16 protein-coding genes are annotated in these 12,760 nt (G+C 57.1%); 9 read left to right on the top strand and 7 right to left on the bottom strand.

The window, feature by feature from the left end:
- Window positions 1-8: 8 nt before the first annotated feature.
- From MWU39_RS04780 to MWU39_RS04765, 4 genes are all read right to left on the bottom strand, one after another.
- Window positions 9-611: a recombination protein O N-terminal domain-containing protein gene (locus tag MWU39_RS04780; protein ID WP_247158831.1), complete on the bottom strand. Its 603-nt coding sequence runs from the start codon at window positions 609-611 to the stop codon at window positions 9-11.
- A complete protein-coding gene (locus MWU39_RS04775) occupies window positions 608-2,596 on the bottom strand; it encodes a prolyl oligopeptidase family serine peptidase (protein WP_247158830.1) in 1,989 nt (662 codons plus the stop codon). Before MWU39_RS04775 ends, MWU39_RS04780 begins: the two co-directional genes overlap by 4 nt.
- Window positions 2,597-2,686: 90 nt before the next feature.
- Window positions 2,687-2,935, bottom strand: a complete 249-nt coding sequence (locus tag MWU39_RS04770; protein WP_247158829.1) for an accessory factor UbiK family protein — start codon at window positions 2,933-2,935, stop codon at window positions 2,687-2,689.
- 47 nt (window positions 2,936-2,982) lie between these two features.
- The gene (locus MWU39_RS04765) at window positions 2,983-3,531 is read right to left on the bottom strand and encodes a TspO/MBR family protein (protein ID WP_247158828.1); all 549 of its coding nucleotides are present in this window, start codon (window positions 3,529-3,531) and stop codon (window positions 2,983-2,985) included.
- Between the two features lie 319 nt (window positions 3,532-3,850).
- Between MWU39_RS04765 and MWU39_RS04760 the strand changes: the two genes are divergently transcribed.
- The 3 genes from MWU39_RS04760 to MWU39_RS04750 all read left to right on the top strand — a co-directional run bounded on the left by MWU39_RS04760 (window position 3,851) and on the right by MWU39_RS04750 (window position 5,314).
- Window positions 3,851-4,102: a hypothetical protein gene (locus tag MWU39_RS04760; RefSeq protein WP_247158827.1), complete on the top strand. Its 252-nt coding sequence runs from the start codon at window positions 3,851-3,853 to the stop codon at window positions 4,100-4,102.
- A gap of 90 nt (window positions 4,103-4,192) precedes the next feature.
- Complete coding sequence (locus MWU39_RS04755) at window positions 4,193-4,846, top strand: hypothetical protein (protein ID WP_247158826.1); 654 nt, start codon at window positions 4,193-4,195, stop codon at window positions 4,844-4,846.
- Window positions 4,847-5,032: 186 nt separating this feature from the next.
- Window positions 5,033-5,314 carry a hypothetical protein gene (locus MWU39_RS04750; RefSeq protein WP_247158825.1) on the top strand — a complete coding sequence of 94 codons (282 nt, stop codon included), beginning with the start codon at window positions 5,033-5,035 and terminating at the stop codon, window positions 5,312-5,314.
- 45 nt (window positions 5,315-5,359) lie between these two features.
- On the opposite strand, the gene MWU39_RS04745 is transcribed toward MWU39_RS04750, so the two are convergent.
- On the bottom strand, window positions 5,360-6,139 hold the full coding sequence (locus MWU39_RS04745; RefSeq protein WP_247158824.1) for a TlyA family RNA methyltransferase: 780 nt from the start codon (window positions 6,137-6,139) through the stop codon (window positions 5,360-5,362).
- On the opposite strand from MWU39_RS04745, the gene MWU39_RS04740 reads away from it, so the two are divergent.
- Window positions 6,138-6,782: a hypothetical protein gene (locus MWU39_RS04740; protein ID WP_247158823.1), complete on the top strand. Its 645-nt coding sequence runs from the start codon at window positions 6,138-6,140 to the stop codon at window positions 6,780-6,782. The two genes, MWU39_RS04745 and MWU39_RS04740, sit on opposite strands and share 2 nt — an antisense overlap.
- A 462-nt stretch (window positions 6,783-7,244) precedes the next feature.
- On the opposite strand, the gene MWU39_RS04735 is transcribed toward MWU39_RS04740, so the two are convergent.
- A complete protein-coding gene (locus MWU39_RS04735) occupies window positions 7,245-7,928 on the bottom strand; it encodes a hypothetical protein (RefSeq protein ID WP_247158822.1) in 684 nt (227 codons plus the stop codon).
- Between the two features lie 130 nt (window positions 7,929-8,058).
- Here MWU39_RS04735 and MWU39_RS04730 point away from each other — a divergent pair, with 130 nt between their 5' ends.
- Window positions 8,059-9,138 (top strand): branched-chain amino acid aminotransferase, encoded by a 1,080-nt coding sequence (locus MWU39_RS04730; RefSeq protein WP_247158821.1) that lies wholly within the window; start codon window positions 8,059-8,061, stop codon window positions 9,136-9,138.
- Window positions 9,139-9,566: 428 nt separating this feature from the next.
- Here MWU39_RS04730 and MWU39_RS04725 read toward each other — a convergent pair whose 3' ends face one another.
- Complete coding sequence (locus MWU39_RS04725) at window positions 9,567-10,196, bottom strand: hypothetical protein (RefSeq protein ID WP_247158820.1); 630 nt, start codon at window positions 10,194-10,196, stop codon at window positions 9,567-9,569.
- Window positions 10,197-10,252: 56 nt separating this feature from the next.
- Between MWU39_RS04725 and MWU39_RS04720 the strand changes: the two genes are divergently transcribed.
- From MWU39_RS04720 to MWU39_RS04705, 4 genes are read left to right on the top strand one after another with little or no spacing between them, the layout of a single operon-like run.
- The gene (locus tag MWU39_RS04720; protein ID WP_247158819.1) at window positions 10,253-11,281 is read left to right on the top strand and encodes a rhodanese-related sulfurtransferase; all 1,029 of its coding nucleotides are present in this window, start codon (window positions 10,253-10,255) and stop codon (window positions 11,279-11,281) included.
- Complete coding sequence (locus MWU39_RS04715) at window positions 11,278-11,919, top strand: glutathione S-transferase (protein ID WP_247158818.1); 642 nt, start codon at window positions 11,278-11,280, stop codon at window positions 11,917-11,919. The genes MWU39_RS04720 and MWU39_RS04715 overlap by 4 nt, the downstream gene beginning before the upstream one ends.
- Window positions 11,920-11,979: 60 nt before the next feature.
- On the top strand, window positions 11,980-12,360 hold the full coding sequence (locus MWU39_RS04710; protein ID WP_247158817.1) for an STAS/SEC14 domain-containing protein: 381 nt from the start codon (window positions 11,980-11,982) through the stop codon (window positions 12,358-12,360).
- Window positions 12,361-12,373: 13 nt separating this feature from the next.
- On the top strand, window positions 12,374-12,757 hold the full coding sequence (locus MWU39_RS04705; RefSeq protein ID WP_247158816.1) for a hypothetical protein: 384 nt from the start codon (window positions 12,374-12,376) through the stop codon (window positions 12,755-12,757).
- Window positions 12,758-12,760: the final 3 nt, after the last annotated feature.

Genomic DNA, 12,760 nt, shown 5'->3' with positions numbered 1-12,760 from the left:
ATCTGCCCTTACTTGGTCATTCGCACGAGCCGCTCTCCCAAAGCGACGCGAGCGGCCATAACATCGGTTTTAGCGTCAACAAGCAAGTACTGCCCGATTGGCTTGTGGAGTTTTCTGAATATCTCGATCTGAGCATCGAGGTCGGCATCGATCTCCGGTTTCGCTCCGCCATAGCCAAGCTCGCGCAGCAACATCGCTTCGTAGGTCACCATCGCGCCCAACCAGCCGCGAGCAGATGGCGCAGCGCATATCGCGGAGAGCAACCCGTCGAGCGCCTGATACAGCGAGGGATACGGATTGCGTTCGGGCAAAGTGCTCGCCGACAATGCGCAGGCCCAGGTGATCGCCGCGGCGGGCAACGGCTCGGTCATCCACGGTCCGCGGCTTTCCTCCAGCTCAACTCTGGCAAACGGCAATTGGCTGTCTGATTTGGACCGCAGTTCCAGCGCGACTTTGTTGCCCGGGATCATCACGGGCCGCATTTGCCGCCCGCGCCCTCCCGCAACATAGCCTGCGACCAAACCGTATTCTTCGGTCAGCAGGCGCGCGATAGCCGCCGTTTCCCCATGCGCCCAGCTCGCGATCAGCAATGCGGGCGCAGAAATGTTCATTCGGCTTCGGTAACGCCCAGCTTCTCTTCGATGAACTCCGCTTGCTTACGGAAATAGAACAGGCGGTTGGAAAGCTTGCGCCAGCCGTGCCCTTCATCGGGGATGCGGATAAAGGGTGCCTCGACACCGTTGGCGCGCAGCGTTTTGACCATCACTTCGGTCTCGTAAATGTCGATGCGCGGGTCCATCACGCCGTGCGAGTAGAGCACCGGCACCGTGATCTGATTGGCTTTGCGGATCGGCGAATTGACGGTGTAATATTCGCGCCATTTGTCTTCGGTGATGTCGCCATATTCGATTTTGTCGGCGGCTTTCAGCGATGGCGACGCAATCTCGAGCGCGGTCACCCAATCGGCCACACCGAACAGCGAGACACCTGCTGCAAACTCACCGGGAAATTCCGCCAGCACCGCGTTCACTGCATATCCGCCGTAGGACCCGCCCATAACTGCGGCACGGTCTCCGTCGATCAGGCCGTCGGCGGCCAGCGCATTTTTGAGATCAACCAAGTCGCGCACCGAATCCAACCGGTTTTCGCGATCATCCAATGTCGAGTAAGTGCGCCCTAGCCCCGTGCTGCCCCGCACATTGGGTTCAAACACCGCAACCCCGCGCGCCACATGATATTGCGCGATTGCATCAAAGTTGGCCTGTGATTGCGCGGATGGCCCGCCATGGACGGAAAACACGACAGGCGGCGCGTTTTCGCCAGTGTCAGCGCCTTGAGGAAGATAGAGAAGTCCTTGAAGTTCCACCCCGTCGCGTGCCTCATACCGCACGACTTTCGGGCGGATCAGGCGGCTCGTATCGAGGCCGGCAAGGTTCGCTTCGAACACTTTGTTGCCGGCACCAGTCAGCGGATCGATCATCCATATCTCGCCCGGCGTTTTCCAGCCATTGACGCGCACCATCAGCATCGGCGCGTCGCCCCCTTCGCAATCGAGGCTGTATGTGCCCTCGGGCAGAGCCTCAACGGGGACTTCATCGCCGGATGTGTTGTTGCGGACGAACAGGCGATCAAACCCGTCGCGGTTTTCCGTGTAGGCAATGATCGCGTCGTCTGCCCCGCACAATTCGATGTTCTCGACATCGGCTTCGGGTTCGAATGCCGTGGCGATTTTGCCTTCGGCGATATTGTATCGCGACAATGCGCCGAACTCGCGGCCTGTATTGGTCGAGAAATAGAATGTTCCCGAATCCTGCGACCATTCAAACCCGCCAATCGTATGGCTCGCGCGGTCTTCGACCGGAGGCTTTGAGATGGTTGTCATCTCCTTCGTAGCGAGATCGAGCAAATACAGGTTGTCGGCATCCTCACCGACCCGCTCTGTCACCAGCGCATATTTGCCATCGGGGGAGATAGACTCCGCAGCGAGGCCAAGTTCGCTCTCCACGATCAGCTCGCTTTTGCCGTCCGTCGTCCCACGATAAATATCAAACACGCCCGCGCCGCGCGCCGTGGATGCGTAGATAAAGCTGCCGTCGGAGGCGAAATCGCCAAAGATGCGGAAATCGCCGCGCGCTGCGGGAAGCACCTCGGTCTCCGTCTTGCCATCCGGTGTCAGCGCGAAATAGGCAGGCTGTTCGTTGCCATCGCGATCGGCTGAATAAAACAGGCTGGAGCCATCAGGCGTCCAGATCGGCGCTTGAACGCCAGTCTTAAAAGTCACCTGTTTGGGCTGTCCACCAGTCGCGGGCATCACCCAAATCTCGCTTTCACCCGTCACATTCCATGAAAACGCAATTGTCTTCCCGTCTGGTGAGAGGTTCGCCGCGCCCGCGCCGTTTGCCAGCAGATAACGCGCAATATCCGCCGGATATTCGCCAGCGCGGCCGATCGTGACATCGCCGCCATCGGGCTCCATCGCTTCGATAGAAAGGTCCGCGCCCTTCGCCCCGCCGAATGTTTCTCCGTCATCCTGAGCCAGCGCGGCGGCAGGAATGGCGGCAAAAGCCGTAGCGGCGAGCAGTGAAGTGCGGATCATGGATACCTCAATTGGTTGGCGTGTGATGACACCGCCAGCCTAGAGGATCGGGATGGTGTTGCAATCCTGCGATGGCAGGAAAAGAGTGGCTTACTTGCCCAACTTCGCTTCGAGTTCGGCAACTTTCGCTTCGAGAGCGTCGGCCTGTTCGCGGGCCTTTTGCGCCATCGCTTTTACCGTGTCGAATTCTTCGCGGCTGACAAAGTCCATGCCGCCCATCGCTTCGCGCATACGCTCACGTGCGCCTTCGCGGGCTTCACGCGTCATACCGGCCATTGTGCCAGCGGCGCTGTTTGCGAGTTTGACGAAGTCGGCGATGATCGGGTTTTCACTTTGCATGGGCGCTATTTGGTGAAGCAAACCTGCTTTGTCCAGAGCCAAGCCGCCTACAGTTTGAAGCTCTCTACCGCGCCGCTCTCGTTCGTGTCGCCCCCGTCAGGGTTCTCTACGATAAACTGATAGTTCAACACCGTCGCGAAAATGCCCCAGCACAGATAGGGGACAAGCAAGAGTGCCGCGACTTTACGCACCCGCCAAAACACATACATCACACCCAGAAGCGTCACGACGACATACCCCATCACCGCAAGCGCCGCCGTCATATTCTGCATGCCGAAGAACACCGGCGTCCAAGCCAAATTGCCGATAAAATGCAGCGCAAAAACGATGATCGCGAGACCGCGCCCGTATGCGCCCCACGCGCTTACGACCATGGCGAGCGCAAATCCGATCAGCACATATATGATGCTCCAGACAATTCCGAACGCAGCAGGCGGCGGGAAAATCGAAGGCTTGTTCAGACTTTGAAACCAGGCAGTGTCAGGGCTGCCAAATTGGCCCGAGGTAAAGCCAAGCAACACAGTTAGCGGCACCAGAAAAAGCGACCAGCGCAGAAAACTGGCGCGCAATTGCGCTTTGGAAGCCAGAATATTCATTCATTCTCCTGTGGTGCGAGCGGGGGTCGCAAGCTTACGAGCAAATAACGATTCGCTCGGTCCGGTATGCCGCGCATCGATACACGCTGGCAGGTGCTGCGCCAATTTTCCCACAGGGCTGATCGCAATATTTGGCAGAAATCAGCGCTTTTTCGGCGAAAAGCGACGAACCGAATATAAGGCATGTGCGTTTTGAAATCCTTGTGATAGCTTCGCCACATTCTTGCCGTGATTCGGGACGCACTGCGGTAAGTTTTATTTCACCTGCGCGTCTCAACCGTATTCAGGGTTCTAGGGAGCCCGATGGGGAACGATTTTTATGAAAAAGACAAACTTTGCATCGATGCTGGCAGTTGCCGGCGGTCTCGCAGTTGCAACTGCTGCTTGCTCGGCACCTGCTGACGATGCTGCTGAAACCGCTGCTGACGAAACCGCAATGAGCGCATGCGCCGCTGCTGAAGAAGTTGCTGAAGCTGCTTGCGAAGCTGCTGAAGAAGTCGCTTGTGCCGCTGAAGGCTGCTGTGCAGCTGCATGCTGTGCCGCTGAAGGTTGCTGTGCCGCTGCCGAGTAATCGGTAACGATACACGCAATTCTTGCGTAAAGCTTACGGCCGGTGGCAACTTTGGTTGCCGCCGGCCGTTTTGCTTTATAGGTCGCACATATGACACTCGAACAAGCTGCCCTCACTGTAATTGAAACCATCACCCAGATGGCGCAGGAACAACGCCCGCTAATGCTCCGCGTTGTGCCCGAAGACGAAGTCAACTTCTGGACGCACTATCCGGAAAAAGACGCCCGCGACAAACACTGCAAATCGCGTTGGTATTATCATGTCCACGCGCCGGGAAAGCGCGATGCGGACGAGCACGGCCATTTTCACCTGTTCCTCCACCGGACTCAACTGCCCGAAGGATTGGAACCGAAAGTGTGGCCTCCCCAAGGCGAAGATGCGAAGGCGCATGTGACCCACCTGATCGGCCTCTCAATCGACACAGTCGGCATCCCTCGCGCATGGTTCACCGTAAACCGCTTTGTGACCAACGAATTCCTGTTTCCGGCGGATGTTATGATTGATCACCTGCCCGACTTTAACGTCGATCACACGGCAGAAGATGACCTCGTAAACCGTTTCGTCACGGCAATGGTCGCGCTTTACCGGGAAGAGATCGCGGATCTGCTGAAACAGCGCGACTCAAAGCAGGCGGAACTGGTGACTGAACATGGCGATGCGGCGTACGAAAAAGAGAGCGGCATCGAAGTGCTCTCTCAAATCCCGATTGATCTTGATGCGAAGATTTCGGCGCTGGATCTTTAGCAATCACCTGGAATTCGCAATTCAAGTTGCAGAATACCCAAGCATCCGACCTGATGTCGCGTGAATACAATGCGATTGCAAAAACTGAACTTACTCTCTTAAATCCTGATTCGATTGCGATTGCATCGAATATTTCAGGAGCCGAAGTGATGCTCGAACTGAGTGTCACGATATTGGGAGAGTACTATGAAGACGCTTTTCATGGGGGTCGCAGCCCTTGGTTTGATAGCAGGCCCAGTGAATTCGATGCCGGTAAATCCGGAAAACGCGGAAGAGTTGGCGCAAGTGAGAATTTGCCCGCTCTACCAGTACCAGCACAATCTGCCGGCGGAGTTTGTTGAGCAGTTCTGCCGCGAATGGGAGCGCGAGAACCGCATTCCGCCATCCGGCACTCCAGGCGGGTACAATCCCCCCACTTTCCCAGACAGCGGCTGCGATAGCCCGCGACTCTGCAAGAATGACGTCTAATCGTCGCTCATAGGAAAAGCCGCGAAGCATTTGCTTCGCGGCTTTTTACGCATTGCGGATCGCGCTGATCAGAAACTCAACATTGCCTTGTGGCCCTCTGATCGGGCTTTCGACAATGCCTTCGATGTCCCAGGCAAGCCCCTGGAGCCATTCGCGAACTTCATTGCAAACGCGGGCATGAAGCGCCGGATCGCGAACCACCCCGCCTTTGCCCACTTCTTCGCGCGCGACCTCGAATTGCGGTTTGATCAGCGCCACCAGACGGCATTGCGGCTGAGCCAGTTCTAGCGGTCGCTCAAGCACTTTGGCCAGGCTGATAAAGCTCGCATCGCACACCACCCAATTGACCGGTTTATCGATCTGATCGGCGGTTAGAATGCGCGCGCTGGTTTGCTCGTAAACCGTGACGCGGTCATCCTGGCGCAGTTTCCATGCGAGCTGATTGGTCCCGCTATCGACTGCAAAGACATGGCTCGCCCCGTTTGTGAGCAGCACATCGGTAAAACCGCCAGTGGAGCTGCCTACATCCATCGCGACCACACCTGTGGGGTCGAGCTCAAAATGCTCGATCGCGTGTGCCAATTTAATGCCGCCGCGACTGACCCACGGATGATCGCGCCCGCGCACTTCCAGCACTGCGTCAGACGGCACTTGCTGCCCCGGCTTTTCAACCTTCGCCTCGCCAACAAAAACCACGCCGGCCATAATAAGAGCCTGCGCGCGTGTGCGGCTTTCCACCAGCTCTCTTTCGACCAGCAAGTGGTCAACCCGCGCTTTCTTTTGCGCTTTGGCCGATTTTTTCGAGGATTGGTCGTGTTTGGTCATGGACGCTTCAGCCAATAGCGAGCATTTAGGGCGCATGAAAGCGATCTACCTCAAAACCGCAGGCGCAATTGCGCTGACCGCCTCGACAGCCCTCATCATTGCCTGCGTGCCATCGGTTGATGTGCCGTTGCTTCCAGCGTCGGAGACTGTTGCAACGGCGCCCGCACCCGCGCCAACGGCGGCGCCCGCTCCGCAACCAGCGCCCGCGCCGCTGCCAGCCGTGCAAGAGCAGCAATACGCGAACTATCTGGATGCGCCGCAAACGCCGGGGACGTGGACCTACATCAATAATAGCCGGGGCCGCATGGCGGTTTTCGGGACAAATCCAACCAGGCCCGTTTTCTTTATACGCTGCACTGGGCCGCGAGTTGCCTTGGTGCGTGACGTCGCCGAATTTTCGGATACGCCGCGGACCATGACGATCAAAACCGAAACGGCAACGCGCAGCCTGAGTGCCCAAAGCATACCGGGCGGCGGCCCGCAAGCCCCTATTTCAGCGGCTGCCAGCCTCGATCCTAACGACACCTTTCTCGACGCAATGGCCATTACAAAGGGTCGCTTTGCGGTGTCTGTGGATGGAGAGCGAACACTCTACCTTCCCGCATGGGTCGAAGTTACCCGCGTGATCGAGGATTGCCGTTAAGAGATTCGTTTTTCGCTGTCCACAGTTGAGCGAATTTCCGCGCCAGAACAGCCCCCGAAATCAAAACGCCCCGGCGATTGCCGAGGCGGTGTTTGCGATCCTGATTTTGGGCGAGCGAAGATTATGACGCGGGAAAAGATTTATTCAAGTCTTGTGCCCGCCCTCCACATGATTCAGAACTGCGATTGAGGTTGGCGGCGAACGCAAACTTCGGCCCCCGGTGAAACGGCGAGGTCTTGGCTTTCAAGCGCGAAAGGAGGTGATCCGATGTCTCATGGTTCAGTAGCGAGGTCGGTGAAGATCCCTACGGAGCATATTCGGTAACATTATCCTTACCGAGTGAGGTTTCGTGAGCGGCACTTCCGGCCGCTGACCATGAAGGGCGGTTCGCGCATTATGCCGAGCCGCCCTTTTGTTTTGTCGTTTCCTCGCATGTTTCAGCACTACGAGCGGGCGAGCGCCCTAGAACGTTATGCCAAGCCGCCAGATCGTCAATTGATCCGCAGGCAGGCCGTCGGCATCGGAAGAGATAGCTCTGTCGCCGATGAATTGATCAGGGGTTATGTATTCAGGATCTTCAAAATTCAGACTGAGTATCGGGCTGCATCCGCCAAGATCCGACAAGCGACCGCCGCCCATATCGGACAGGTTTCCGCCATAGTCCCATTCAAAACCGAAAAAGTTGAATGGCGCGCCGTTAAGCTGCTCCACCTTCGCGGCGCTGTCTCCGATGCCCAATCCTCCAACTTGCCATTTCGCTTCATCGGCAAAGCGCACATATTCGGCTGTCCCGGCGGTCTCTTCTGAGAACACGACTTCCATCCTACGCTCGGGATCATTCGGCCAGAGAATAGCTCCGGGCGCGGTAAATCCCTCTCCAATGCTAATCGCAGCGGCTGAAAAATTATCGCCAAGGCGCGACTGAAGGCTTTCCAGCGTGTCGCCAGCTTTCACGGGATAATCACAGGTCATATCCAGACTGTCGCCAGGCGTTTTTGCATCGCCCACCGCCTGATCCGGGGCTTCGGGCTGGTTCAGATCAGCTTGCTCGGCGGGAAGCCGTTCCTGATCCGATGCATCTTCTGCTTCTGACGGGGCATCAATGCTTCCGCCACAACTCGCCAGACAAAGCACTGCAGCGCTCACAAAAACATGTCTCATTGTCATTCCCCCAGTCCGCAAACATCGATAGATCGCGCTCGGCACTATCAACCCGCGTTCTCTCTCGTGCAAGCTTCACTTGCCCGATGCGCCGCACCCCATTATCTGCCCACGCATGAATTTCACACGCATCCCTCACCCCGCCCCGACACATGACAATGTGCGCAAAGCGGCGATTGCAGACCCCGGTTTTGGCACTGTGTTCACCGATCACATGGTCACGATTGACTATGACGCGGCAAAGGGCGGCTGGCACAGCGCAAAGATCGGACCGCGCGAAGCGATCAGCTTAGATCCGGCGGCCAGTGTGCTTCATTACGCGCAGGAAATTTTCGAAGGTATGAAAGCCTTTCCCCATGCGGATGGCGGATTGTCGCTGTTCCGGCCCGAAGAAAACGCGCGGCGCTTTAATGCCAGCGCGCGACGCATGGCGATGCCGGAAATTCCCGAAGAGCTGTTTCTCGACGCTGTGAAGCTGGCCGTAGAAACAGACGCGGACTGGATGCCTGCTGTCGAAGGCGGGTCGCTCTATATCCGCCCGTTTATGTTCGCATCCGAGGCGTTTCTGGGCGTGCGGCCCGCGACGCAGTACAAGTTCGTGGTGATCCTCGTATCGTCGGGCAATTACTTCAAAAACGGCGTCAATCCGGTGAAAATCTGGGTGTCACAGGACTATGTCCGCGCGGCCCCCGGCGGCACCGGCGCGGCGAAGACTGGCGGCAATTACGCCGCCTCTCTGGTTCCTCAGGCAGAGGCGATTGCCCAAGGCTGCGATCAAGTCGTGTTCTTGGACGCGATTGAGAAGAAATGGGTCGAGGAACTGGGCGGGATGAACCTGTTCTTCATCCGATCCGATGGCAGCGTGATTACGCCTGAACTGACGGGGACAATCCTGCCGGGCATCACCCGCGACAGCCTGATCGCGATGCTGCGCGAAGAAGGCCTCGACGTGCGCGAAGAGCCCTATTCGATCCAGCAATGGCGCGAAGAAGCGGAGAACGGGACGCTGCTCGAAACTCTCGCCTGCGGCACGGCGGCGGTCGTTACTCCTGTCGGCACAGTGGCCTCACCAGCGGGCGAGTTCACAATCGGCACCGGCGGCATTGGCCAGATGGCCAACAAAATGCGCGAGCGTCTGGTCGATCTGCAGCATGGCCGCGTTGAGGACAAACATGGCTGGGTCACGCGGATTTGAGAATAGACTTCTACTTTCGTGAACTAAGCAACAAGTTCTGGTCCTTGCCGCCTTGGGTGTGCCTTTCCGCATTGTTCGCAGGATTTGGGTTGGTGGTCCTCGCTGTTGTTGGTGGACCGCACTTGCTATTTGACGAACGGCCAGAGGTTGAAGAAGTACACACTCTGGTTCGCGTGGGTGGCGGAGTTCATAACCGAGGTGGTTGGTCGTATATCATTTCCAAAGATGAAAACGGCACCGAGTATAGAAGCAGCATAAATTCAAGGTCGGTTTCAGAATGCAAAATCGGCCAACCCATCACGGTTTTAAAGAAAGGCACCCAAACAAGGCTTCACCGCAAAGCCTGCGAAAAAGGTGAGCCGTCAACCTAGCAGTGAAGCGATGCAAGAACTCGTGCAAAAACTCGCGTTATTGAGCACGCGCATCGCCTAACGATAGACGCCCTGATCCCATTTCAGCTTAGCCAGCCGTGCAACCTCTTCGACGAGCGGCATTAGCTTCGCCGGGTGGTTGCAACCGATATTGATGCTGGAAAATCGGTATCCATCCGCATTGGCGCGCTCCATATCGAGCGTCTGGCAATGCAGATACAGCTCGTCACCATCCCAAGTGCCAATGTCGTGATCGAACGTCCCCGATGCCGCGACGAGTGTTTCGATCCGCTGCATATCCTCGACTGAAAGCGGGACATAGCGGGATCGGATAAGGCCATTCTTTAGGCGGTTTTTCATCCGGAAGTTCTCGCCCTTCAGGACCAACCTTCCCTTGCCATTGGCGCGTGTTTCAATCTGGACAGTGCGGAAAAAGAACAAGTGCCCATGCAAAAAGGTAAAGCGCATGGTTTGAATGTGCTTGTCCGGCAGATCGCGCCAAAGCGGCTTTGCCCGAATGTCTTTCAGATAGCAGTCCGACGCGCCGCCGTAGGTTCGGCTATCGGGCACCGCCGCCGGAAACATGTCGCAACGCGACGCCTCGCGCGCCGACTGACTCGAGGTCTCAGCTGGAGCATCGTCCTGCGCAGCAGGGGCGAGCATCAATAAGAGCGCGGCAATCGACATCGGCTGAGAAGCTAACCCATTGTCTCGCCATATGCCAATCGACTAAAGAGCGCCGCATGACTGACGCCCCTATCCAAGTTGCCGCGCTGTATTGCTTCGCGCCTTTTGACGATCCCGCTGTGCATCAATTGCCCTTGCAGGAAGTGTGTGAGGGCGCCGGTACGAAGGGCACTATCCTGCTGGCCCCGGAAGGCGTGAACGGCACCATCGCAGGCGCACCGGATGCGATCAAAGCGGTGCTGGATCATATCCGCTCCCTGCCCGGGTGCGCCGAATTTGATGTGAAATTCAGCCACGCCGACGAAATGCCCTTCAACCGGATGAAGGTGCGGCTGAAACGCGAAATCGTTACCATGGGCGAACCGGATATTGACCCGCTGAACAGTGTGGGCCGCTACGTCGCGCCAGAGGATTGGAACGATCTTATCAGCGATCCTGACACGATCGTGATCGACACCCGCAACGATTATGAAGTCGCGGTTGGCACATTCGAAGGGGCGGTTGATCCGAAAACCAAGTCTTTCCGCGAATTTCCGACATGGTTCCGCGAACACCGCGAAGAATTGCTTGAGGGCAAAAAGAAGGTCGCGATGTTCTGCACTGGGGGCATTCGCTGTGAAAAATCGACCAGCTTTCTGCGCGCAGAGGGGATTGAGGATGTCTTCCACCTGAAAGGCGGCATCCTGAAATATCTCGAAACGGTGCCCGAAGAAGACAGCAAATGGGAAGGCGAATGCTTCGTCTTTGACCAACGCGTTGCCGTGAAGCACGGGCTGGAGCTCGGATCATACGGCCAATGCTTTGCCTGCCGCATGCCATTGACCGAGGAAGAGATGGCGTCGGACGATTACGCTCCGGGCATCAGCTGCCCGCATTGCATCCACGAGCGCGGCGAGGAACAGCGCGCCCGCTATGCCGAACGCCAACGTCAGCAGCAACTCGCCAAACAGCGCGGCGAAACGCATGTGGGGGCAAGCCCCAAAGGCGCACAAAATGACACGGCCAAACTGTCCGATGGCGGATGGGAAGCGAACTTCCCGCAAGGCCTTTCGCCCGATGCAAATTCGCAAAGGGGCGGTGAATGAGCGCCCTGCCCGTCCTCTATTCCTTTCGCCGCTGCCCCTATGCGATGCGCGCGCGAATGGCGCTTTGGATCGCGGGCATCACCGTCGAATTGCGCGAGGTTAAGCTGGCCAACAAACCGCCGCAACTTGCCGAGGCTTCGCCCAAGGCGACTGTGCCTGTGCTGGTGCTCGAAGACGGAACCGTTATTGATGAAAGCATCGCAATCATGCGCTGGGCGCTCGCTCAGAACGATCCCGAAGGCTGGCTGGATGGGGATAATGCGGCGCTGATCAACGGGAATGACGGCGCTTTCAAGCATCACCTCGATCGCTACAAATACCCCACGCGCTACACCGATGATCCCGACCAGGGGAAAGTGGATCACCGCACAGAAGGCCTCGCGATCCTGCAAGATCTCGATATGGGGTTGGCGCGCCACGCGCAGCTATGCGGAGCCAAACGCACACTCACCGATATCGCGCTGTTTCCGTTTATCCGGCAGTTCGCGAATACGAACCGCGACTGGTTCGATGAACAGCCGATCCCGCACATTCAGGCGTGGCTAGAGGATCACCTCTCCTCGGACCTGTTCAAAGCGGTAATGCCGAAATTTGCGCCCTGGGAAGCCGGCGACGATGCGATACGGTTCGGACCTTAGGGTTAATATCGACTTTCCAAGTATACGGTAACTTTACACATTTGCCGTAAAGCTCGGCGCATGGACACGTTGGACGCCAGCTTTTCAGTCGTACCGCATATCGAGCGGCGCGAAGTGCATTGGACCGTTGAAGGACTCTTCGACGAACCGACATCGCGCGCGCTTCAGAAAGCTTTGTTTAAGGCATCACAACCGCTGATCGAAGATAGCGAAGGCTTCCGGGTGATCGCGGATATGCGCAATTTTGCCGTTCAGCCGCGCGAAATTGCCAGCATCATCGAAGAAACTCAGGTCGGCTCGGCCAATCTGGGTGTTCGCAAGATGGCTGTGCTGTATTCTTCGATGCTGGTGAAACAGCAAATCCGGCGCGTGTCCAAAACGATGGAAATCGAATTTTTTCATGATCGCGCAGACGCTCTCGAATGGCTACGCGCGAATTGATGTTGAGGCACATATGAGCAAAATCACACCGTATCATAATATCGACCTGATCCAGCAACACTGCGAAGTGCACTCTGCCGTTGGCGGGTTCTACAACGTCGAAACGATCCAGCCTTACTTTGAGGAAGTGAATGCGGCCTGCGTCCCACTGCTGAAAGCGAGAGCGCCGATCTATGCACTTGTCGATTTTACCGATTTTGTTCCGCAAGATCGCGAAACCGGTGATGCGATCCGCGATCACCTGCTGACGTCGCAGAAATTCGGTCTCAAGCGCATTGCCATCATGGGCGCCTCCCCGCTGACTACGCTGCAATACAAACGGCTGAGCGATGGTCTGAAGGTCGAATTTTTCGATTCCAAACCCGCCGCGATCGCGTGGCTGCGCGAGGACAGATAGAGC

Source organism: Erythrobacter sp. F6033 (assembly GCF_023016005.1).
GTDB lineage: Bacteria > Pseudomonadota > Alphaproteobacteria > Sphingomonadales > Sphingomonadaceae > Erythrobacter.
This window is presented reverse-complemented; position numbering and strand designations above follow the sequence as displayed.

What these genes read in the sequence shown, in the direction of transcription:
- MWU39_RS04780 (WP_247158831.1), bottom strand. Translation starts at nt 611, where the DNA reads ATGAACATTTCTGCGCCCGCATTGCTGATCGCGAGCTGGGCGCATGGG.
- MWU39_RS04775 (WP_247158830.1), bottom strand. Translation starts at nt 2,596, where the DNA reads ATGATCCGCACTTCACTGCTCGCCGCTACGGCTTTTGCCGCCATTCCT.
- MWU39_RS04770 (WP_247158829.1), bottom strand. Translation starts at nt 2,935, where the DNA reads ATGCAAAGTGAAAACCCGATCATCGCCGACTTCGTCAAACTCGCAAAC.
- MWU39_RS04765 (WP_247158828.1), bottom strand. Translation starts at nt 3,531, where the DNA reads ATGAATATTCTGGCTTCCAAAGCGCAATTGCGCGCCAGTTTTCTGCGC.
- MWU39_RS04760 (WP_247158827.1), top strand. Translation starts at nt 3,851, where the DNA reads ATGAAAAAGACAAACTTTGCATCGATGCTGGCAGTTGCCGGCGGTCTC.
- MWU39_RS04755 (WP_247158826.1), top strand. Translation starts at nt 4,193, where the DNA reads ATGACACTCGAACAAGCTGCCCTCACTGTAATTGAAACCATCACCCAG.
- MWU39_RS04750 (WP_247158825.1), top strand. Translation starts at nt 5,033, where the DNA reads ATGAAGACGCTTTTCATGGGGGTCGCAGCCCTTGGTTTGATAGCAGGC.
- MWU39_RS04740 (WP_247158823.1), top strand. Translation starts at nt 6,138, where the DNA reads ATGGACGCTTCAGCCAATAGCGAGCATTTAGGGCGCATGAAAGCGATC.
- MWU39_RS04745 (WP_247158824.1), bottom strand. Translation starts at nt 6,139, where the DNA reads ATGACCAAACACGACCAATCCTCGAAAAAATCGGCCAAAGCGCAAAAG.
- MWU39_RS04730 (WP_247158821.1), top strand. Translation starts at nt 8,059, where the DNA reads ATGAATTTCACACGCATCCCTCACCCCGCCCCGACACATGACAATGTG.
- MWU39_RS04725 (WP_247158820.1), bottom strand. Translation starts at nt 10,196, where the DNA reads ATGTCGATTGCCGCGCTCTTATTGATGCTCGCCCCTGCTGCGCAGGAC.
- MWU39_RS04720 (WP_247158819.1), top strand. Translation starts at nt 10,253, where the DNA reads ATGACTGACGCCCCTATCCAAGTTGCCGCGCTGTATTGCTTCGCGCCT.
- MWU39_RS04715 (WP_247158818.1), top strand. Translation starts at nt 11,278, where the DNA reads ATGAGCGCCCTGCCCGTCCTCTATTCCTTTCGCCGCTGCCCCTATGCG.
- MWU39_RS04710 (WP_247158817.1), top strand. Translation starts at nt 11,980, where the DNA reads ATGGACACGTTGGACGCCAGCTTTTCAGTCGTACCGCATATCGAGCGG.
- MWU39_RS04705 (WP_247158816.1), top strand. Translation starts at nt 12,374, where the DNA reads ATGAGCAAAATCACACCGTATCATAATATCGACCTGATCCAGCAACAC.